Annotated in this window: 20 protein-coding genes; 9 read left to right on the top strand and 11 right to left on the bottom strand. The window is 66.1% G+C overall.

The genetic code is table 11. From position 1 onward, the window contains the following. Position 1: 1 nt before the first annotated feature. Positions 2-343 carry an ATP-dependent Clp protease adapter ClpS gene (clpS, locus tag RMR04_RS13150; RefSeq protein WP_069693843.1) on the bottom strand — a complete coding sequence of 114 codons (342 nt, stop codon included), beginning with the start codon at positions 341-343 and terminating at the stop codon, positions 2-4. Between the two features lie 279 nt (positions 344-622). Here clpS and kdsA point away from each other — a divergent pair, with 279 nt between their 5' ends. Together kdsA and RMR04_RS13140 are read left to right on the top strand one after the other, a co-directional pair. Next, the gene (kdsA, locus tag RMR04_RS13145) at positions 623-1,492 is read left to right on the top strand and encodes a 3-deoxy-8-phosphooctulonate synthase (RefSeq protein ID WP_311915060.1); all 870 of its coding nucleotides are present in this window, start codon (positions 623-625) and stop codon (positions 1,490-1,492) included. Then, positions 1,485-2,687, top strand: coding sequence for an MFS transporter (locus RMR04_RS13140; protein WP_311915059.1), 1,203 nt, complete (start codon positions 1,485-1,487; stop codon positions 2,685-2,687). The genes kdsA and RMR04_RS13140 overlap by 8 nt, the downstream gene beginning before the upstream one ends. Here the strand turns inward: RMR04_RS13140 and queF are convergent, their stop codons facing one another. Beyond that, positions 2,688-3,143 carry a preQ(1) synthase gene (queF, locus tag RMR04_RS13135; protein WP_311915058.1) on the bottom strand — a complete coding sequence of 152 codons (456 nt, stop codon included), beginning with the start codon at positions 3,141-3,143 and terminating at the stop codon, positions 2,688-2,690. Between the two features lie 129 nt (positions 3,144-3,272). Between queF and eno the strand changes: the two genes are divergently transcribed. After that, a complete protein-coding gene (gene eno / locus RMR04_RS13130) occupies positions 3,273-4,556 on the top strand; it encodes a phosphopyruvate hydratase (protein ID WP_311915057.1) in 1,284 nt (427 codons plus the stop codon). A gap of 90 nt (positions 4,557-4,646) precedes the next feature. Here the strand turns inward: eno and RMR04_RS13125 are convergent, their stop codons facing one another. Beyond that, positions 4,647-5,345 carry a hypothetical protein gene (locus RMR04_RS13125; protein ID WP_311915056.1) on the bottom strand — a complete coding sequence of 233 codons (699 nt, stop codon included), beginning with the start codon at positions 5,343-5,345 and terminating at the stop codon, positions 4,647-4,649. 228 nt (positions 5,346-5,573) lie between these two features. Between RMR04_RS13125 and RMR04_RS13120 the strand changes: the two genes are divergently transcribed. Beyond that, positions 5,574-6,533 (top strand): DMT family transporter, encoded by a 960-nt coding sequence (locus tag RMR04_RS13120; protein WP_311915055.1) that lies wholly within the window; start codon positions 5,574-5,576, stop codon positions 6,531-6,533. Here RMR04_RS13120 and RMR04_RS13115 read toward each other — a convergent pair. From RMR04_RS13115 to RMR04_RS13080, 8 genes are all read right to left on the bottom strand, one after another. Continuing rightward, positions 6,456-7,241, bottom strand: coding sequence for a hypothetical protein (locus RMR04_RS13115; RefSeq protein ID WP_311915054.1), 786 nt, complete (start codon positions 7,239-7,241; stop codon positions 6,456-6,458). The genes RMR04_RS13120 and RMR04_RS13115 overlap by 78 nt on opposite strands. After that, a complete protein-coding gene (gene tgt, locus RMR04_RS13110; RefSeq protein WP_311915053.1) occupies positions 7,238-8,389 on the bottom strand; it encodes a tRNA guanosine(34) transglycosylase Tgt in 1,152 nt (383 codons plus the stop codon). Before tgt ends, RMR04_RS13115 begins: the two co-directional genes overlap by 4 nt. A 77-nt stretch (positions 8,390-8,466) precedes the next feature. Further along, positions 8,467-8,814 (bottom strand): ArsC family reductase, encoded by a 348-nt coding sequence (locus tag RMR04_RS13105; RefSeq protein ID WP_311915052.1) that lies wholly within the window; start codon positions 8,812-8,814, stop codon positions 8,467-8,469. A gap of 17 nt (positions 8,815-8,831) precedes the next feature. Further along, the gene (locus tag RMR04_RS13100; RefSeq protein ID WP_311915051.1) at positions 8,832-9,329 is read right to left on the bottom strand and encodes a peptide deformylase; all 498 of its coding nucleotides are present in this window, start codon (positions 9,327-9,329) and stop codon (positions 8,832-8,834) included. A 257-nt stretch (positions 9,330-9,586) separates the two neighbouring features. Further along, entirely contained in the window at positions 9,587-10,747 is a 1,161-nt protein-coding gene (locus RMR04_RS13095; protein WP_311915050.1) for an NAD(P)/FAD-dependent oxidoreductase, read from the bottom strand. After that, complete coding sequence (locus RMR04_RS13090; RefSeq protein ID WP_311915049.1) at positions 10,744-12,108, bottom strand: FAD-dependent oxidoreductase; 1,365 nt, start codon at positions 12,106-12,108, stop codon at positions 10,744-10,746. The genes RMR04_RS13095 and RMR04_RS13090 overlap by 4 nt, the downstream gene beginning before the upstream one ends. Then, positions 12,101-12,415, bottom strand: coding sequence for a (2Fe-2S)-binding protein (locus RMR04_RS13085; protein ID WP_311915048.1), 315 nt, complete (start codon positions 12,413-12,415; stop codon positions 12,101-12,103). Before RMR04_RS13085 ends, RMR04_RS13090 begins: the two co-directional genes overlap by 8 nt. Positions 12,416-12,513: 98 nt before the next feature. Next, a complete protein-coding gene (locus RMR04_RS13080) occupies positions 12,514-13,338 on the bottom strand; it encodes an IclR family transcriptional regulator (RefSeq protein ID WP_311915047.1) in 825 nt (274 codons plus the stop codon). Positions 13,339-13,462: 124 nt separating this feature from the next. On the opposite strand from RMR04_RS13080, the gene RMR04_RS13075 reads away from it, so the two are divergent. The 5 genes from RMR04_RS13075 (at position 13,463) to RMR04_RS13055 (ending at position 19,774) form a co-directional block, all read left to right on the top strand. Then, on the top strand, positions 13,463-14,236 hold the full coding sequence (locus RMR04_RS13075; RefSeq protein WP_311915046.1) for an enoyl-CoA hydratase/isomerase family protein: 774 nt from the start codon (positions 13,463-13,465) through the stop codon (positions 14,234-14,236). Between the two features lie 75 nt (positions 14,237-14,311). Then, positions 14,312-15,379, top strand: a complete 1,068-nt coding sequence (locus tag RMR04_RS13070) for an ABC transporter substrate-binding protein (protein WP_311915045.1) — start codon at positions 14,312-14,314, stop codon at positions 15,377-15,379. 5 nt (positions 15,380-15,384) lie between these two features. Then, complete coding sequence (locus tag RMR04_RS13065; RefSeq protein WP_410492239.1) at positions 15,385-16,461, top strand: ABC transporter ATP-binding protein; 1,077 nt, start codon at positions 15,385-15,387, stop codon at positions 16,459-16,461. Further along, a complete protein-coding gene (locus tag RMR04_RS13060; RefSeq protein WP_311915043.1) occupies positions 16,458-18,215 on the top strand; it encodes an ABC transporter permease subunit in 1,758 nt (585 codons plus the stop codon). The genes RMR04_RS13065 and RMR04_RS13060 overlap by 4 nt, the downstream gene beginning before the upstream one ends. 29 nt (positions 18,216-18,244) lie before the next feature. Further along, positions 18,245-19,774, top strand: coding sequence for an AMP-binding protein (locus tag RMR04_RS13055; RefSeq protein WP_311915042.1), 1,530 nt, complete (start codon positions 18,245-18,247; stop codon positions 19,772-19,774). Position 19,775 lies beyond the last annotated feature (1 nt).

The following is a 19,775-nucleotide window of genomic DNA, read 5'->3' as shown; positions in this document are numbered from 1 at the left end:
GCTACTTCTTCTCCATCACGCATTGCAGCGGGTGCATGTGCTTGCGTGCAAGATCCATGACGAGTGTCACCTTGGTCTCGGCGACCTCGTATGTGAAGACTCCGCATTCGCCGACGCCGTTCTGATGCACATGCATCATGATCAGCGTCGCCTCGGCGCGGTCCTTGTTGAAGAAGCGCTCGAGAACGTGAACGACGAACTCCATCGGCGTGTAGTCATCGTTCAGCAGCAGAACCCGGTAGAGATTGGGTTTGCGCGTCCGCGTCCGCGTCAGGACCGCGGTCCCCGTCCCGTCCCGGCCGCCATCTGACGGCGCGTTGGGGCGCTTGGGGCGCTCGACCATCTCGGCGGACGAACGTGGCGCAATCACGGCGCACCGATCCGTGCCGCCCCTTGCCTCACCCGTCATCGTCGCTGCTGTTCTCAAGATCGTTTCCCGGCGTTCCCACCCGACATAATGCTTCGTCCGCGAATTTACAGACCTCGCGGCTGCTTCGCCAGTCCGTTGGCGTGATGTCTCCCAAGATTGCGGTGCACGGCAGCTCTCGCTTGACCCGCCCATGCCCCGGACCTAAGCCCGGCGGGCATCCTCGCCCAGGAACCGTGCCCAGGAATCTTGCCCATGACCGCCAACGCCATCGTCAGCATCGGCGCCGATCTCGCCCGGCCGGTCCGTTTCGGCAACAGCCTGCCGCTTTCGCTGATCGCCGGTCCCTGCCAGATGGAAAGCCGCGAGCATGCGCTCGAGATGGCCTTCGCCCTGAAGGAAATCTCGGACCGTCTGGACATCGGCATCGTCTTCAAGACCTCCTTCGACAAGGCTAACCGCACCAGCGCCCGGGGCCAGCGCGGCATGGGCCTCGACGCCGCCCTGCCCGTCTTCGCCGAGATCCGCGAGCGCACCGGCATGCCCGTCCTGACCGACGTGCATGAAGCAAGCCAATGCGCCGCCGTCGCCGAGATCGTCGACGTGCTGCAGATCCCGGCCTTTCTCTGCCGCCAGACCGATCTCCTGGTCGCGGCCGCCAGGACCGGCCGCGTCGTCAACGTCAAGAAGGGCCAGTTCCTGGCGCCCTGGGACATGGTCAATGTCGCCGCCAAGATCACCGAGAGCGGCAATCCCAATGTCATGCTGACCGAGCGCGGCGCCTCCTTCGGCTACAACACGCTGGTCTCCGACATGCGCAGCCTTCCGATCATGGCCGAGATCGGCGCGCCGGTGATCTTCGACGCCACCCATTCGGTGCAGCAGCCGGGCGGCAAGGGCTCCTCCTCCGGCGGGCAGCGCGAATTCGTGCCGGTGCTGGCCCGGGCGGCCGTCGCCGTCGGCGTCGCCGGCGTCTTCATCGAGACCCATCCCGACCCGGACAAGGCGCCCTCGGACGGCCCCAACATGGTGCCGCTCGCCGACTTCCCTGCGCTGATCGCAGAGCTGCAAGGCTTTGACCGGCTTGCCAAGGCACGGCCCTTGCCTACGCTGGCTTATGTCTGAAAGCTCTGCCGCTGCACCAACGCCTGCCTCGCTGCGCCCGCTCATCCTCGTTCTCGGAGCCTGCGGCTTCGCATCGACCTTCACGATGCGGATTGTCGATCCGCTGATCCCGACGCTGGCGAATGAATTCGCGCAGACCGTGCCGCAGATCGTGGCGATGGTGACGGCTTTCTCGCTGTCCTATGCGCTGGGCCAGCCTTTCCTCGGCCCGATCGCCGACTCGATCGGCAAGGTCCGCACCATCCTGATCTGCCTGATCGTCCTGGCCACGCTCTCGACCACCGCAGCCTTCTCCTGGTCCTACGAGACCATGACCGTGCTGCGCGCGCTGACCGGCATCGCCTCGGGGGGCGTCATTCCCATCGCGATGGCGGCGATCGGCGATCGCGCCCCAATGCAGGAGCGGCAGGTCGCACTTGGCCGCTTCCTCGTGCTGATGATAGTGGGGCAGATGTCGGGCTCGGCCTGCTCCGGCATCATCGCGACCCATGCCGGCTGGCGCGCGGCCTTCCTGTCGGCGGCGGTCATCGCGGTCCTGGCCGCCCTTCTCGTCGCTTTCGTGCTGAAGCCGCGCCGCAACGTCACGCGTCAACCCTTGAGCCTTGCGGGCGCGATCGCGAACTACAAGACGGTGTTCTCAAACCCCAAGACGAAGCTGCTCTACGGCCTCGTCATCACCGAAGGCATCCTGCTCTTCGGCATCCCGTCCTATGTCGCGGCCATCCTGGCCGAGCGCTCGGGCGTCGGCCCGGCACAAGCCGGCCTCGCCATCGCTGGCATGGGCTTCGGCTGCCTGGTTTATGGGCTTCTGACCCGGATCCTGGTCGAGCGCCTCGGCCCCTCGCTGATGACGCGCGTCGGCGGGGCGATCTGCGCCTGCGCGCTCGCGCTGTTTGCCTTCGACTGGCCCTGGTGGAGCGCCGTCATCCTTTTCAGCTTCCAGGGTTTTGGCTTCTTCCTGCTGCACGGCACCTTCCAGGCGCAGGCGACTGAACTGGCGCCGAGCGTGCGCGGGTCGGCGGTCGCCCTGTTCGCCTGCTGCTTCTTTCTTGGTCAGGCGATGGGGCCGGTGGTGATGGGCGTGCTGATGCACCTCATCGGCACGGGCGCCGCGATCGTGATCTTCGCCATCGCGATCGCCACGCTCGGGCAGCTCACGCCGCGCATCCTGCCGCTGGCCGGCAGCCGAACCTGATCAGCGACCGCGATAGGGCGCGACGCCCTGGTCGGGCAACCAGAGGCCCTTGGGCGGCTCGTCCGTCTGCCAGAACACGTCGATCGGGATGCCGCCGCGCGGATACCAGTAGCCGCCGATGCGGAACCAGACCGGCTGCAGCAGCTCGACCAGCGTCTTGCCGATATTGACGGTGCAGTCCTCGTGGAAGGCGCCATGGTTACGGAAGGCGCCGAGATAGAGCTTCAGCGACTTGGATTCGACCAGCCAGTCGCCCGGCAGATAGTCGATCACCAGGATGCCGAAATCGGGCTGCCCAGTAACCGGGCAGATCGAGGTGAACTCCGGGCAGGTGAAGCGGGCGAGATAGTTCGTGCCGGCATGCGGATTGGGCACGCGGTCGAGGCGCGCCTCCTCCGGCGAGGCGGGCAAGGCGCTGTGCTGGCCGAGCTGCAGGGTCGAGGCGTCGAGGGTCATCGCGAATGCTCCTTGAAGGCGGCCTTTTATGACCTCGGAGCCGCAAACGCCACCCGCCCCTTTCCGTTCGGCGCTGCGTTGGCTAGAAGCGCGCCATCAATCCTGTCCTGCCGTTCTCCGGAGCCTCCCATGACCGCGATCATCGACATCATCGGCCGTCAGATTCTCGACAGCCGCGGCAACCCGACCGTCGAGGTCGATGTCGTGCTCGAAGACGGCTCGATGGGCCGCGCCGCCGTTCCCTCCGGCGCCTCGACCGGCGCGCATGAGGCGGTCGAGCTGCGCGATGGCGACAAGAGCCGCTATCTCGGCAAGGGCGTGCTCAAGGCGGTTGAGGCCGTCAATGTCGCGATCGCCGAACAGCTCGTCGCCATGGACGCCGAGGATCAGGTCGCCATCGACGCGGCAATGATCGAGCTCGACGGCACCCCCAACAAGAGCAAGCTCGGCGCCAACGCCATCCTCGGCGTCTCGCTCGCCGTTGCCAAGGCCGCTGCCGAAGCCTCGGGCCTGGCACTCTACCGCTATGTCGGCGGCACGCAGGCGCGCGTCCTGCCGGTGCCGATGATGAACATCGTCAATGGCGGCGCCCATGCCGATAATCCGATCGACTTCCAGGAGTTCATGGTCATGCCGATCGGCGCGCCCTCCTTCGCGGAGGCGCTGCGCATGGGCTCGGAGATCTTCCACACGCTGAAGAAGGCGCTGCACGACGCCGGCCACAACACCAATGTCGGCGATGAGGGCGGCTTTGCGCCGAACCTGAAATCGGCCGAAGCCGCGCTCGATTTCGTCATGCAGGCGGTCGAGAAGGCGGGCTACAAGCCCGGCGAGGACATCGCGCTGGCGCTCGACTGCGCCGCAACCGAGTTCTTCAAGGATGGCTCCTATGTCTATGAAGGTGAAGGTAAAACCCGCGATCCCAAGGCGCAGGCCAAATACCTTGCCAAGCTTGTCGGCAATTATCCGATCGTCTCAATCGAGGACGGCATGGCCGAGGACGACTGGGAGGGCTGGAAGGCGCTGACCGACGCGATCGGCTCGAAGTGCCAGCTCGTCGGCGACGACCTCTTCGTCACGAACGTGACGCGCCTGTCGCGCGGCATCAAGGCGAAGACGGCCAACTCGATCCTGGTCAAGGTCAACCAGATCGGCACGCTGACCGAGACGCTGGCTGCCGTCGAAATGGCGCAGCGCGCCGGCTATACCGCCGTGATGTCGCATCGCTCGGGCGAGACCGAGGATTCGACCATCGCCGATCTCTCGGTCGCGACCAATTGCGGGCAGATCAAGACAGGCTCGCTCGCCCGCTCCGACCGGACGGCGAAGTACAATCAGCTCCTGCGCATCGAGGAAGAGCTGGGCGCACAGGCGATCTATGCCGGGCGCGACGCCCTAAAGGCCCTCGCCTGAGGGGCTAAAGCACTGAAGAAAATGCGTTAAAACAAAGGCCTAGAGCAATTTCCGATCCAATCGGACCGGAAATTGCTCTAGCCAAGCCGGCTAAAGGCGTGGCAACAGGCTGGACGCCCGCGACAGCGTCCAGAAGCCCGCCGCGCCGACAGTCCCAACGGCGCTCGACATGACGTCGCCGACACGCGCGACCGGCTCGGGCACGGCCCGGCCGAGGATCGTCGGCGCCGGCCGCGCCACAGCCACGGGTTCGAACCCGTCCGACACTGAAGCGGCTTCGACCACCTGAACGGCCGGCAAGATCAATTGCGGCGCCGCTTCCGCGACCTGGCGCGAGCGCTCACCCGCCGGCGCGGTCTTCTCACCCGCCGGCGCGGCTTTGCGGACAGGGGGCAGCACCTGCACCGTCCGCGCATGAACCTCGGCGGTCACGACCGAGCTGGGCTGAGGCGCCGGCGGCAATCCGGTCTCGGGCTGCGCCCAGGCCACCGCCATCGGCATCGCCGAAGCAGCCGGCACGATCAGGCCGCGCCCGCTCAGCGATTGTGTCAGCGCCTCGCCGCCTCCCGCATCGTGATGGCGCTCCCTGATCTTGCCGTCAGGCGCGACGGGAGAGACCCAGCCCTGAGATTCGGCCTTCGCCGCGATCAGGCCAGGCGCGGTCGTAACCGCCTCGGGCAGAGCGAGAAACGCCGCCGCGACCGCAGACGCCACGATCGAGACCGCAGCCTGGTTACCGACATGGCCGAGAAAGCGCTTCGAACCGGCGAAGACGGAGGAAAGGGTCATATTCGGTTCTCCATGAACCTGCCCAGAGAACCGCCTGCAGCCGGCGCGAGAAAGGCCGAAGCAAGGTGCAATTAAGATCGATTATCTCAGTTTGTTTCTGCTGCGCCGCAAAGTCTCTGCTGCGCTGCGAAAAATCGCACAGCTCCCATGCATCGTAACCTCTAACGGGAGAGACGACGGAAGCGATAACAAGGGGGCATGCACAAGGTCGCACCGCTTTCGGAGTCCATGCTGGCGCGAGACCGCCTGCGCTGGCGGCTCGCCTTTGGCGGCATGGTCGTGGCCATGGCGATCTTCGGCGCGAACTTCGTCGTCAGCCGGCATGCCATCCTCAACGGGCTCAGCCCGCATGACCTGCTGGCGCTGCGCTTCGGCACGGCGGGGCTCATCCTGCTGCCGACCTTCCTTTCAGGCGGCCTCTCCACTTGCGGCGGCATCGGCTGGGGCCGGGGCGCCACGCTCGCGATCATGAGCGGGCTGCCGATGAGCTATCTGCTGCTGACCGGACTGACCTATGCGCCGGCTGCTCATGGCGCGACGATCGGCCCGGGATTGGTGACCGTGATCGGCATCGTCGGCGGCGTCATCCTGTTCGCCACGGCGTTGACGCGGCAGCTCTTTCTCGGCATCGGCGCGGTGCTCTTCGGGCTCGCCTGCCTCGCCATAGCGGGCAGCACGCACACCAATCCCACGATCCTTCTCGGCGATCTCTGCTTTGTCGGCGTCGGGTTGATCTGGGGATGCTATCCCTTGCTGATCCAGCTCTGGCGCGTCGATGCGCTGAAGGCGACCGCGATCGTCTCGGTGCTGTCGATGGCCTATCTGCCCTTCTACGCGCTGTTCTATTTTCGCGGCTTCGATGTCGCGCCCTGGTGGGTCATCGCACTGCACGGCATCAATCAGGGCGTGCTCAATGTGATCCTGGGTCTGTGGATCTGGAGTTGGGCCGCGCGCGTGCTGGGGCCGGCCGTGGTCGGCCGTTTCCCGCCGATGATCCCCGTCATCGGCACACTGCTGGGCATCCCCGTCCTTGGCGAAATCCCGAGCGGCCTCCAGATCGCCGGCATCGGGCTGATCATCGGCGGCTTGTTCATCGCCTCCTGGCGGCGCTCAGCGCCGGCCGCGCTTGAGCTGCATCAGGCCGAGATTCCAAACTATGCAGATGACGAGCCCGAGCCCCAGCGATAGGCCGGAACCGAGCGCCACTGCGCTCAGATGCACACTGCCGATCGCCAGCCCGAAGCCGATCAACCCGAGCGCGCTGTTGGCGATGACGGCCGCCATCGCCGGCCCGCCGATGCGCGGCTGCAGCATCGCGATCATGCTCGACAGCACGACCGGGAAGGCCGCGAGCACGCCTGACCAGGCCGGGCCGACATGGCTGCTGAGCGTGGTGACCGTGCCCGCCAGCATGGCGACAGCGCCCGCGCGCAGCGGGATCGCATACCAGGGCCGGGCCGACACCGCCTTCGGCCGCGCCGCGAGATAGGGCCGGAACAGCAGGTGCAGCGCGCCGAAGCCGACGACGGTAGCGCAGGTCAGGACGATGAAAGGTGGTTCGAGCGCCCGCAGCGTCATCGCGGCCACCAACCAGGCCGCCAGCGCCGCACCAAGGCTGAGCAGCGTGCCAAAGCGCTGCGCCAGCAGGACATAGGCCAGCGACAGCCCGGTATTGGCGAGATTGGCCGACATGCTGCCAAGCGCACCGGCCGCCAGGAAAGCGGGCTCGTGCTCCAGCGCGAGGAAGACATAGACCGGTCCCGCCGAGATCGGCAGCGTCGCGATCATCGCCGCGACCATCGGCCCGGAGCGCTCGGCCAGCAGCGAACAGCCGACGACGACAGACGCCGCGACCGCCATCTTGGCGAAGAGCAGGACGAACCAGGGATCGATCACGCCGGCTCGCCAGCGGTTTCGCCCCGCGCCCAGCCTTCCTTGGTCTCGACGATGAAATCCTGGAGCCGCCCCTGCGCGATCGCGGCGCGCAAGCCCGCCATCAGCTCCTGATAATAAGCCAGATTGACCCAGGTCAGCAGCATCTTGCCGAGCATCTCTTCGGCCTTGACGAGGTGGTGCAGATAGGCGCGCGCATAGCCATTCGCAGCCTGGCAGGACGATTGCGGATCGATCGGCCGCGGATCGTCGGCATGCTTGGCATTCTTCAGGTTCATCCGGCCGAAACGCGTGAAGATCTGGCCGTGGCGGCCGGCGCGCGTCGGCATCACGCAGTCGAACATGTCGATGCCGCGCGAGACCGCCTCGACGAGATCGTCGGGCGTGCCGACGCCCATCAGATAGCGCGGTTTCTCCGCCGGTAGATACGGCTCGACGGTCTCGATCATCGCCAGCATGATGTCCTGCGGCTCGCCGACGGCCAGCCCGCCGATGGCGTAGCCCTTGAGGTCCATGGCGACGAGCTCGCGCGCACTCTCGATCCTGAGCGCCGGCACCGCCCCGCCCTGGACGATGCCGAAGAGCGCCCGCCCGGCCGGATTGCCGAAGGCCGTCTTGCAGCGCTCGGCCCAGCGCAGCGACAGACGCATCGCTTTTTCCGCGACCTTGTCCTCGCAAGGCAGCGAGACGCATTCATCGAGCTGCATCACGATGTCGGAGCCGAGCAGGTTCTGGATCTCGACCGAGCGCTCGGGCGTGAGCACATGCTTCGAGCCGTCGATATGCGACTGGAAGGTGACGCCCTCCTCCGTCAGCTTGCGCAGCTGGGAGAGCGACATCACCTGGAACCCGCCGGAATCGGTCAGGATCGGGTGCGGCCAGTTCATGAATTTGTGCAGGCCGCCGAGCTTCGCCACGCGCTCCGCGCCCGGCCGCAGCATCAGATGATAGGTGTTGCCGAGCACGACATCGGCGCCGAGCGCCTTGACCTGCTCAGGGTACATGCCCTTGACGGTCGCGGCGGTACCGACCGGCATGAAGGCCGGCGTCCGAATGACGCCGCGCGGCATGCGGATCTCGCCGGTGCGGGCGGCGCCATCGCGAGCGGCAAGATGGAAGCTGAAATCGGTGGTCGTGGATTGGAAGGTCATGGCCTGCGAGTTAGCCCAGCACAGTGCCTGACGGAAGTGCAGTGCGCGCTGGGCCGACGTGACGCAACGGCTCGGCCTCAGCCCAGCGCGCCTGCATAGGCCTCCGGCTTGAAGCCCACCAGCGTCTTGCCGCCGAGATCGAGCACCGGGCGCTTGATCATCGAGGGTTGGGCCAGCATCAGCGCTATCGCCTTCCCGGCATCCAGCCCCTGCTTGTCGGCATCGGGCAGGGCGCGAAAGGTCGTGCCGGCACGGTTGAGCACCGTTTCCCAGCCATGCTCATCGACCCAACGCGCCAGGGAGACGCGGTCGATGCCGCTCGCCTTGTAGTCGTGGAAGGCATGGGCGACGCCGCGCGCCTCCAACCAGCTGCGCGCCTTCTTCATCGTGTCGCAGTTCTTGATGCCGTAGATCGTGATCGTCATATCCGCCTCGAATCCCTTCAGCGTCGCGCCAGTTTCTCATAGCGCTTGATCAATCGCTCGCGCTTCAGGCGCGAGAGCCTGTGAATCCAGAACATGCCGTCGAGCTGGTCGATCTCATGCTGGAGACAGACCGCGAGCAACCCCTCAGTGTCCTCCGAGCGCTCATTGCCGTCCGGGTCCCGATAGCGGACCGACAGCTTTGCATGTCGCTCGACCTCCTCGGTCACACCCGGCATGGAAATGCTGCCTTCCTCGTGCCGGATCATCTCCTGAGAAGCCTGGAGGATCTCCGGATTGACATAGACTCGAACGCCATCCGCGCCCGGCAACTCGATCACGACGACGCGCCGTGCACTGCCGATATGCGGGGCTGTGATGCCGATGCCGGGAGCGTCCCGCATCGTGTCGATGAGATCCGTGACAAGCGTGCCGAGCTCATCGTCGAAATCGACGACCGGCTCGGCCGGCAAGCGCAGCCGCGCATCGGGATAGCGGACGATCGGGCGCACCGTCATGGCGAGCAGATCGCTTCGCGTCCACCCGCAAGCTGCTTCACCTCAACCTCGTTCGACTGTTCAAAAGGCATCGCAACCTGTTGGAATATCGTAGTATCTGAACCGGACTGACGGCTTGAGTACGACCGGCGCGGCAAGCGTTCCGGTAGCCCCTGCCCTCCAAGGCGTCTAGTCCCTTCATTGCTGCTCAATAGCCCGGGCCTTTGCATTGGCAAGCTTTGCAGGCCCACATTGCTTCACTCTCGCCTCTCGCCGCTTCACGCGCCGTCGAATTCCTTCCGGAATTTTTCGCTGACCGCGACGCTCTCGCGAAACCGACCGATCGAGAAGGGCTCGAGCGGCGTCGGTGTTGTTCCGTCGACGATCATTTCGCTTAGGCAAAGCCCGACGCCCGGCCCGATCTGGAAGCCGTGGCCGCAGAAGCCGAAGGCATGGAAGAGACCCGGCATCGTCAGGCTCGGGCCGATCACCGGGATCATGTCGGGCAGATAGCCCTCGATGCCGGACCAGACGCGGATGACGTGGCATTGCGCCAGGATGGGGGCGACCCTGGCGAGCGCACGCATCGCGGCCAATGTCTTGGCCGGAGGGACAGGGGCGCGATGATTGACCGGATCGGCCACTGTCCGCGGATAGCCCGCGAGGATGATATTGCCGCGCGGGATCTGCCGGAAGATCACCGAGCCGTCGATGGCCTGGATCGAAGGCTCGATCAGATAGGGAAAGGGCTCCGTGACAAATTGCGGCGGGCCGGCCGGAACAATCGGCGCAGTTTCGCCGAAGCGCTCGGCGATCGCGACCGCCCAGGCTCCCGCCGCATTGACGAGAGTACCGCAGTTCCAATGCCCGCCATCGGCCGTCTTCACCGCAAAACCGTCGCCGCTGCGCGCGACATCGGTGACGCAGGCGTTCTCGATGATGCTCACGCCCAACGCTCGTGCGGCGCGCGCGACGGCAGGCGTCACCAGCCTTGGATTGGCCGTCGCATCGCGCGCCGAGAAGGTCGCGGCCACCGCCCGCTCGCTCAACCAGGGCCAGCGCTTGCGCAACTCGGACGGTCCCAGGCGCTCGATGGCGAGGCCATGGGATTCGGAGACCTGCGCATAACCTTCAAGCTTCGCTCTCTCCTCGTCGTCATAGGCGAGATAGAGATGGCCGGTCTGCGCGAACTCGCAATCCTCGCCGATCAGCGCCTCGATCTCCTCCCAGAGCGCCTGCGAGCGCAGCGAGAGCGGATATTGACCGGGAAAGCGGCCCTGGAGCCGCAGATTGCCGAAATTCGTGCCGCTCGATTGCGCGCCGACGACGCCTTTCTCGATCAAGACGACGCGCTGCTTGCGCCGGGCCAGGAAGAAGGCAGTCCAGACGCCGATCAACCCGCCGCCGACGATCACGACATCTGCCGTATGCCTGCTCATGGCGCCTCGCCCGCCACGCAGAGCGCGATCGGCTTGACCGGCGCCTGGACTCGCAGCCGGCCGGCCTGTTCGCCTGCGATCCCGGCTGCGCCCGCGACGATCTCCTGCAGCGCCGGGCCGCAGACACGGCCCTGGCAGCGCCCCATGCCGCAGCGTGTCATCGCCTTGACCCGGTTGATCTCGACCGGGCCGAGCTGCTGCGCCATCGCCCGCCTGATCTCGCCGATGCGGACCTCCTCGCAGCGGCAGAGCATCACGTCATCCGGCAAGGCGCGGATCTGCCCGACCGGCCAGGCGAAAGCTTTCGCTAGCCCCTTCTGGAAGCCGCGCAGCCGAGCGAGCCTGCGGCGGAGCGCAAGGCGCGCCCGCTCATCGACCGGCGAGCCGAGATCGACGAGCAGCGCCATCGCCGCGAGCCCGCCGCTGGTCTCGGCCGCATCAGCCCCGCCGATCGCGGCCCCGTCGCCGGCGAGATAGAGGCCCGGCGCGGCGCGCCCGTCAGCGTCGCATTGCGGCAGCCAGAGCCGGAAGGCCTCGTCAAAGTGGAGCGTCGCGCCGGCGAGCTCCGCCAGTTGCGTCTCAGGCTTAAGACCATAGCCCAGCGCAATGGCATCGCAGGAGAAATGACGCCCGCGCCCACGCCTATCACGCAGGATCAAGGCTTCGACATGGCCGTCGCCGACCACCTCCACCGGTGTCACACCATGCAGGACCGGAACGCCTGCCAGCATCGCGCCACCCAGATAGGACAGGCCGCGCCACAGCGTGCGCGGCGAACGGGCCAAGGCCGGCAGCGCCGCCAGCTTGCTCGCGAAAGGCGTGGTGTCGGCGATGGCCACGATCTCGCAGCCAAGCTTGCGGTATTGCGCCGCCGCGAGGGCCAGCAGAGGCGACGAGCCAAGGAAAGCGACGCGCCGGCCGATCAGGCACCCCTGGTCCTTGAGCGCGACCTGCGCTCCGCCCAGCGTGAACACGCCCGGCAGCGTCCAGCCCGGGAACGGCGCGATCTTGTCCATCGCGCCGGTTGCGAGCACGAGCGCGTCGAAACGCAGCGTCGCGGCAACACCCGCCTGGACCACATGGAGCGTACGGTCCTCGACCGCCCAGACCAGCGTCTGCGGGCGGTAGTCTATCTGCGGCAACAACCTGGCGAAGCGGGCGTGCAGCGCCTCGTATTTGCCGGCCTCCGTGCCCATCAGCGCCGCCATGTCGAGATCGAGACCGGGCGACGGTCGGCGATAGCCCTGGCCGCCGGCCTGCCGGCCCTCGTCGACCAGCACGACGCGATGGCCATGCGCGCAAAGCCGCTCGGCGGCATTGATGCCGGCTGGGCCGGCGCCGACGACAACGATCTCAGCCACGCAAGGCATCCAACCCTGGCGGCTGGCTGCGCAAGACCATGCCTGCCATCGCATTGGTGGTGCAGGCGCGCAATCGCCCAGTCGTATCCGACCAGACCCAACAGTCCTGGCAGGCCCCCATCAGGCAGAAGCCGGCGCGTGGCTCGCTGCCGAACTCCGTGCGCCGCAGGAACGAGCGCTGCGTCAGCAGAGCGGCGAGCACGCTCTCGCCTTCAGACGCCTCTACCGCCTCTCCGTCGAAATGGAGCGTGATGCGTGGCCCCTGCCGAGACACGGCCCGTACGAACTGGCCGGCGTGATCATCCATCCCCACCCCCCGCATCATTCTATCGCAATGCAATAAGATAATGCGGATGATGATAGACGCGCAGCCGAACTGTCAAGCCGCGTGCCGCGCAGCCTCCCTCAGACCCGCGAGATCGCGTGGGCGGCGGCGATGATCAGGGAGGAGTAGCGCGTCACGACCTCCTCGCGGCTGTAGCGCGAACACGACACCGCGACATTCACCGCCCCTTCCGGCCGGCCGCGATGATCGAGGATCGGCGCCGCGATCGACGCGTCGCCCAGATAGAACTCCTCGAAGGCTGTCGCGTAACCCTGCGCCCTCGCCTCCCGGATCTTGCTCACCAGGCTCTCGCGCTGCCATGTCGTGGAGGGGGTATGGGGCTGCAGGTCGGAGCGATCGATGATAGCCAGCGCCTCGGCCTCGGGCAGCCGGGACAGCATCGCGATGCCAGGCGCCGTGCAGTAAGCCGGCATCCGCGTGCCGATGATGACGTCCGTGTTCAGCACATGCCGGCTGAGGAAGCGCGAGACGAAGATGATCTCGGTGTCCTCGAGCATGGTCAGGTTGACCGTCTCCTCGGTCTCCTTGCTGAGATGCATCAGATAAGGCATCGCCCGATCGACCAGCCGGCTGCTGCGGAAGAAATGGTAGCCGAGGTCGAGCGTCTTGGCGGTGAGCTCGAAGCGCTTGGTCTCGCTGTCCTTGCTCAGGAAGCCGAGCTTGACCAGCGTATGGGTGAAGCGCTGGGCCGCGCTCAGATCCATCCCGGTCACGGATGCGACCTGCGACAGGTTCAGCGTCGGGTGCTGACGGCCGAAAGCCGAGAGCACCCGAAAGGCCTTCTCGACCGACATCACCATCAAGGCGTCGTCTTTCCTCTCGGCCTTATCGTCCGAGGTGGCGGCGCGTTTGCGGCCGGCGGGGCTCGCGTCAAGCGTGGACATGCAGGTCTTCTCCTTCCCCGATCAATGGCCGCGACCACCCCGGTTGACAAGGTAACCTCATTGGCGTTGATTGAATAATAGAAATTATCGCATTGTAATAGAAATTCATCGGGAGACGGAATCCATGCAGGCATTCGTTCTAAGCGAGGTTCGCGGTCCGGTCGGGATTCTGACGCTGAACCGCCCTGAGGTGCTGAATGCGTGGAACGCACCGATGCGGGCGCGACTGGTCGAGGCGCTCGATGAGCTCGAAGCCAATGAGGCGGTGCGCGCCATCATCCTGACGGGCGCTGGCGACCGGGCTTTCGGGGCCGGCCAGGACCTGAACGAGACCAAGACCTTCGATCCCGACCGCGCCGAGCTCTGGATGGGCGAGTGGGAGCGCCTCTACGATCGGCTGCGCTCGCTCTCCAAGCCGCTCATCGCCGCGCTCAACGGCGTCGCGGCGGGCTCGGCCTTCCAGGTCGCCTTGCTCTGCGACCTACGCATTGGCCATGACGGCGTCACCATGGGCCAGCCGGAGATCAATTCCGGCATTGCCTCGGTGACCGGCCCCTGGATCATGCGCGAGATGATCGGGATCGCCCGCACCATCGACCTGACCCTGACCGGGCGGATGATGGATGCCGACGAATGCTTCCGGATCGGCCTGATCAACCGGATCGTGGCGAAGGAGAAGGTGACGGAGGCGGCGCTGGCACTCGCCACGGAGCTAGCCGGAAAGCCACCTGTCGCGATGCGTCTCAACAAGGCCCGCTTCCGCGAGGTTACGGAGGCAAGCTTCCGCGAGTGCCTCAAGGCCGGCATCCGCAACCAGCGCGAGGCTTATGCCACCGGAGAACCCGCCCGCATGATGGAAGAATTCCTCGCAAAAAGAGCCGCGCGCAAAAGCGCCTGAACGTATGCAGCCTGAGCCTGACGTCACGATCACCCATGGGGAAATTGCGGAAAACCGCGTGAAGGGGAGATGTCTATGACCAGCAAGACGATGAATCCGAACCGGCGCGACCTGCTGCAATTGGCAGGTGGCGTTGCCGCCGGTGCGATGCTCGCACCGGCCTTGATCGGGCGTGCCAATGCGGCGACGCAGATCACGGTCGCCGATCCCGGTGGACCTTTCGGTCCCGCTTTCCGCAAGGCCTTCTACGACCCTTACGAGAAGGCGACCGGCAACAAGGTCGTCAACGTCGCCCGTGAGGCGGAGCCGACCGCCCAGTTCAAAGCGATGGTCGAGACCAAATCCTACACATGGGACGTCTGCACGCTGACGCTGTCGGCGCGCGACATCCTGGCCTCCCAGAATCTGCTCGATCCGATCGGCTTCTCGCATGCCGACGTACCGCAATTGATGCCGGAGGCGATTTCGGACAACTTCATGGGCACGGACGTCTATTCGACCGTTCTGGCCTATCGCACCGACCGGGTGAAGAACGCGCCGACGAGCTGGGCCGACTTCTTCAACGTCGAGAAATTTCCGGGCCGCCGCGCCCTGCGCAAGAACCCGATCGACTCGATCGAGCAGGCGCTGCTTGCCGACGGCGTGCCGCTCGACAAGCTCTACCCGCTCGATATCGAGCGCGCCTTCAAGGTGCTCGACAAGATCAAGCCGCATATCGCGGTCTGGTGGACCGGCGGCGCCCAGTCGACGCAATTGCTGCAGAGCGGCGAGGTCGACATGATCCCCGGCTGGAATGCGCGTTTCCAGGCCGCGATCGATGGCGGCACGCCGGCCAGGATCGTCTGGAACCAGGGCCTTTACTCGATCGAGGGCTGGGCCATGCCGAAGGGCGGTCCGCGCGCCGAGGCAGCGCGGCAGTTCATCAAGTTCTGCTCGTCGCCGCAGGCGCAAGCCGTCTACACCGAGATCCTGGCCTATGGGCCGACCAATCTCGACGCTTACAAGACGATTCCCACTGAGCGCGCCAAATCGCTCCCGACCGCGCCGGACAACCTCAAGCTGATGGCGATCGCCAATGAGGCCTGGTGGAGCGCCAACCGCGCCGCCGTGACCGAGCGCTTCAACGCCTGGCTGCTGACCTGAGACCGGTGACTGTGGCAGCGATCCAGCCTCACGGCGGCGAGAGGCCGCCCAAGCTCGTCGTCGAGGGGCTGTGCAAGCGCTATGGCGCGACCACGGCCCTCGAAGCGAGCTCGCTCAGCGTCGCTGAAGGCGAGTTCCTCACGCTGCTGGGCCCTTCGGGCTCCGGCAAGACGACGTTGCTGCAGTTGATCTGCGGTCTCGTGGAGGCCAGCGAAGGCCGCGTGATCATCGACGGGCGCGACCAGTCGCGCACGCCGGTGCATCAGCGCGACATCGGGCTGGTGTTCCAGCACTACGCGCTGTTCCCCCATCTGACGGTTGCCGAGAACATCGCCTTTCCGCTCAAGATGCGCGGCCGGCCAGCAGCCGAGATCACCAGGCGCGTCGCAGACACGCTCGAGATGGTCCATCTCGGCCATCTCGCCCAGCGCTTTCCGCGCGAATTATCGGGCGGACAGCAGCAGCGGGTCGCGCTTGCCCGCTGCTTCGTCTACCAGCCCTCGATCATCCTGATGGATGAGCCACTGGGCGCGCTCGACAAGAAGCTGCGCGAGCATATGCAGATCGAGATCAAGCGGCTGCATCGCGAAAGCGGCGCGACCATCGTCTATGTCACGCATGATCAGGAGGAGGCGCTGGCGCTTTCCGACCGGATCTGCCTGATGAACCATGCCAGGATCGAGCAGCTCGGTACGCCGCGCGAGATCTATGAGCGGCCGCGCACCGCCTTCGCAGCCGACTTCATCGGCATCTCGAACATCTTCCGGGGCACGGCGACCGCCAATGGCTCGCTCGAAACCGCGCATGGCCTTTTCTCCCTGCCCGATGGCGCGCGCTGCGACAACGGCAAGGGCGCCCTGGTGATCCGGCCGGAGCATCTGCATCTCGGCACCGAGGCCGGCAACAGCGTCGCCGGAACGGTCAGCGAGATCGTCTATGCCGGCTCGGAGACACGGATCATCGCCAGGCTCGATGACGGCGCCGCGCTCGTGCTTCGCCTCGGCCCCGGCGAAACGGTTCCCGGCCTCGACGAGCGCATCGTCGCCGGCTGGCAGCGCGACAAGGCGGTGCTGGTGTCATGAGCGGCGCGATCGCAGCCAAGCAACGTCTGGCGGGCTGGCGGCTGCCGCGGCTAGGCCCGCTCTGGCTCGCGCTGCCCGGCGTCATCTTCCTCGGCATCTTCTTCGCCTATCCGGTCGCACAGCTCCTGGGCCTGAGCCTCGTCGATCCCGCGACCGGCGCCTTCTCGATAGCCACCTATCAGCGCATCGCCGGCACGGATGTCTATCTGCGCGTCCTCGGCATCACCTTCCGCATCGCCGGCTACACGGCGATGTATTCGCTGCTGATCGGCTATCCCCTGGCCTACTGGCTGGCGCGCCTGCCGGACATGTTCCGCGGCCGCATGCTGCTCTTCGTCATGGTGCCGTTCTGGACGAGCTATCTCGTCAAGACCTTCGCCTGGATGATCGTGCTCGGCCGCAGCGGCATCATCAACGCGCTGGCGACGGGTTCGGGGATCGTCGATCAGCCGCTGGCGCTGCTCCACAACGAGTTCGGCGTCATGGTCGGCATGGTTCACGCCATGGTGCCGCTGGCGGTGATGACGCTTCTGCCGGTCATGGCCGGCATCGACCGGCGCCTCGTCCAGGCGGCGCAGACGCTCGGGGCCTCGCCGGCTCACGCCTTCTGGCTGGTCTATTTCAAGCTCTCGCTGCCTGGCGTCGCCGCCGCGGGGCTGCTCGTCTTCATCTCCTCGCTCGGCTTCTTCATCGTGCCGGCATTCCTCGGCGGTCGCCGCGAGACCATGCTGGCGCAGCTCATCATCACCCAGATCCAGGAGCTGCTGAACTGGCCCTTCGCGGGAGCGCTGGCGGCCATGATGCTCGCAACCGCGCTGATCTCCTGCTGGCTCTATGACCGGCTCTTCGGCCTCTCCACCATTGCCGGCGGCTCCGCACAGGTCAGTACAGGACGCATCCGCGATCTCGGCCTCGTCATCCTCGGCTGGATCGCGGCGCTGGCGGGCAAGCTCGCCGCGCTGACCCGCATGGTTCTCGGCAAGCGCGGCAGTGGTTTGATCCTGCCGCTCTTCGCCTGGGTCACGATCGCCTTCCTCGTGGTGCCGACGCTGCTCGTGATCCCGCTCGCCTTCACCTCCTCGCAGTTCCTCGAATTTCCACCGCCGGGCTATAGCCTGACCTGGTTCGAGACCTATTTCGCCTCGCCGCTCTGGATCCAGGCGACGATCCGCTCCTTCCTCGTCGCCTTCGCCACCGCGGTCGCCGCAACGACGGTCGGCGGCTTCACGGCGCTGGCGCTGGCCAACAGCCGCACGCGCTGGGGTGGGCTGATCTTCGCTTTCTTTCTCGCGCCGATGATCGTGCCGCGCATCGTGATCGCGGTTGGACTGTTCTATCTGTTTGCCCGGATGGGCCTGATCGCGACGGATCTGGGCCTCATCATCGGCCATACCGTGCTGGCGATCCCGTTCACGCTCGTCACCATCGCCGCCGTGCTCAAGAGCTACGACCAGCGCCTCGACCAGGCCGCCGCCACGCTCGGCGCCAATCGCCTGCGCACCCTGGTTGGTGTGACGATTCCCCTGGTGAAAGGGGGCCTGGTGGCCGCCTTCCTCTTCGCCTTCATCACCTCTTTCGACGAGCTTACGATCGCGATCTTCGTCAGCGGCGGCATCAAGACGACCCTGCCCAAGCAGATGTGGGACGACATGATCCTGCAATTGAACCCGACCCTGGCGGCCGTATCCGTGGTCGTCTTCGTGGTGGTCACAGTGATGCTCGTGACCGCAGAACGCTTCCGCCGCACACCTTGAACCCGATTTGCGACGATCCAGAGTGTCCCATGCCTTTCGATGATGACGGCTTTGTCGGTCTGCTGAACGAGCGCGCCCTGCGCGATCCCGACGGGATCTATGCCCGCTTCAATGGCGAACCGGTGAGCTATGGCGCGCTCGACCGGCAGGCCTGCGCCTTCGCCGCCCATCTCCATGCAAGCGGCATCGCTCCTGGCGCGTGCGTCGCGGTGATGATGCGCAACAGCATCGCTACGATCGCCTGCGTTTTCGGCCTTGCCAAGGCGGGAGTGGCCTGGGTTCCCGTCAACGCGCAGCAGCGCGGCGAGGGATTGCGCTATCTGCTGAGCCATTCCGGCCCGCGGCTCGTCATCGTCGATGATGACCTCGCCGCGCTCGTCACCGAGGTGCTTCCCTCAATTGATGCGCCCACGATCCTCGTCCACGGGCCGGGCGGCGGCCTCGACGCCATCCTCGCCGAGACCAGCGCTTTCGACCAACCGCTACCGGCGCCCGACGCGGTGTTCGCGATCATGTACACATCGGGCACCACCGGTCGCCCCAAGGGCGTCATCGTCTCGCATCGCATGCTGCGGCTGGCGGCCGAGGGCGTCGGGCGCGTCTCGGCTGCAAAACCTGGAGAGGTGCTGTTCGTCTGGGAGCCGCTCTATCATATCGGTGGGGCACAGCTGCTGCCCCTGCCGATGATCCGCGACATCACGCTCGCCATGGTCGAGCGCTTCAGCGCCAGCCGCTTCTGGAGCCAGGTCAAAGCCGAGGGCGCGAGCCATATCCATTATCTCGGCGGCATCCTGCAGATCCTGCTGAAGCAGCCGCCCGGCCCGCTCGATCGCGATCACGGCGTCCGCATCGCCTGGGGCGGCGGCTGCCCGCCCGATATCTGGCCGCAATTCCAGCAACGCTTCGGCGTCGAGATCCGCGAGTGCTACGGCATGACGGAAGCCTCCAGCATCACCACCTGTAACGACAGCGGCGTGGTGGGCTCCGTCGGCCGTTGCATGCCGTGGTTCAAGGTCAACTTGCTTGGCTCGGATGGAGCCCCAATCGCCCCGGGCGAGCGCGGCGAAATCGTCGTTGAGACCGATATTCCCGGCGCGATCTTCCCCGGTTATCTCGACAATCCCGAGGCCACCGCAAAGGCGCTGCGCAATGGCAGGCTGCACACCGGCGATCTCGGCTCCTTCGACGCCGATGGGAACCTCTATTTCCACGGCCGCATGACCGACAGCGTGCGGTGTCGTGGTGAGAACGTCTCCGCCTGGGAGGTCGAGCATGTCGCAGCCGAGCACGAGGCGGTGGAGGATTGCGCCATGATCGGCGTCGCAGCCGATATCGGCGAGCAGGACATCAAATTGTTCGTCAAGCCGCGCGAGGGCGCGATCCTTGATCCCGCGACCCTGTCGGACTGGCTGGGCCGTCGCCTCGCCCCCTATCAGAACCCGCGCTACATCGCCCTTGTCGATGAGTTCGAGCGCACGGCAAGCCAGCGCATCATGAAGCACAAGCTCTCGCCCCGGCTCGATGATTGCTGGGACCGCGCCGCATTGGTGGAGCGCTGAG

It is taken from the genome of Bosea sp. 685 (genome assembly GCF_031884435.1).
Taxonomy (GTDB): Bacteria; Pseudomonadota; Alphaproteobacteria; order Rhizobiales; family Beijerinckiaceae; genus Allobosea.
This window is presented reverse-complemented; position numbering and strand designations above follow the sequence as displayed.

Coding starts and splice junctions, on each gene's coding strand:
- clpS (WP_069693843.1), bottom strand. CDS start 343: ATGGTCGAGCGCCCCAAGCGCCCCAACGCGCCGTCAGATGGCGGCCGG.
- kdsA (WP_311915060.1), top strand. CDS start 623: ATGACCGCCAACGCCATCGTCAGCATCGGCGCCGATCTCGCCCGGCCG.
- RMR04_RS13140 (WP_311915059.1), top strand. CDS start 1,485: ATGTCTGAAAGCTCTGCCGCTGCACCAACGCCTGCCTCGCTGCGCCCG.
- queF (WP_311915058.1), bottom strand. CDS start 3,143: ATGACCCTCGACGCCTCGACCCTGCAGCTCGGCCAGCACAGCGCCTTG.
- eno (WP_311915057.1), top strand. CDS start 3,273: ATGACCGCGATCATCGACATCATCGGCCGTCAGATTCTCGACAGCCGC.
- RMR04_RS13125 (WP_311915056.1), bottom strand. CDS start 5,345: ATGACCCTTTCCTCCGTCTTCGCCGGTTCGAAGCGCTTTCTCGGCCAT.
- RMR04_RS13120 (WP_311915055.1), top strand. CDS start 5,574: ATGCTGGCGCGAGACCGCCTGCGCTGGCGGCTCGCCTTTGGCGGCATG.
- tgt (WP_311915053.1), bottom strand. CDS start 8,389: ATGACCTTCCAATCCACGACCACCGATTTCAGCTTCCATCTTGCCGCT.
- RMR04_RS13105 (WP_311915052.1), bottom strand. CDS start 8,814: ATGACGATCACGATCTACGGCATCAAGAACTGCGACACGATGAAGAAG.
- RMR04_RS13100 (WP_311915051.1), bottom strand. CDS start 9,329: ATGACGGTGCGCCCGATCGTCCGCTATCCCGATGCGCGGCTGCGCTTG.
- RMR04_RS13095 (WP_311915050.1), bottom strand. CDS start 10,747: ATGAGCAGGCATACGGCAGATGTCGTGATCGTCGGCGGCGGGTTGATC.
- RMR04_RS13085 (WP_311915048.1), bottom strand. CDS start 12,415: ATGGATGATCACGCCGGCCAGTTCGTACGGGCCGTGTCTCGGCAGGGG.
- RMR04_RS13080 (WP_311915047.1), bottom strand. CDS start 13,338: ATGTCCACGCTTGACGCGAGCCCCGCCGGCCGCAAACGCGCCGCCACC.
- RMR04_RS13075 (WP_311915046.1), top strand. CDS start 13,463: ATGCAGGCATTCGTTCTAAGCGAGGTTCGCGGTCCGGTCGGGATTCTG.
- RMR04_RS13070 (WP_311915045.1), top strand. CDS start 14,312: ATGACCAGCAAGACGATGAATCCGAACCGGCGCGACCTGCTGCAATTG.
- RMR04_RS13060 (WP_311915043.1), top strand. CDS start 16,458: ATGAGCGGCGCGATCGCAGCCAAGCAACGTCTGGCGGGCTGGCGGCTG.
- RMR04_RS13055 (WP_311915042.1), top strand. CDS start 18,245: ATGCCTTTCGATGATGACGGCTTTGTCGGTCTGCTGAACGAGCGCGCC.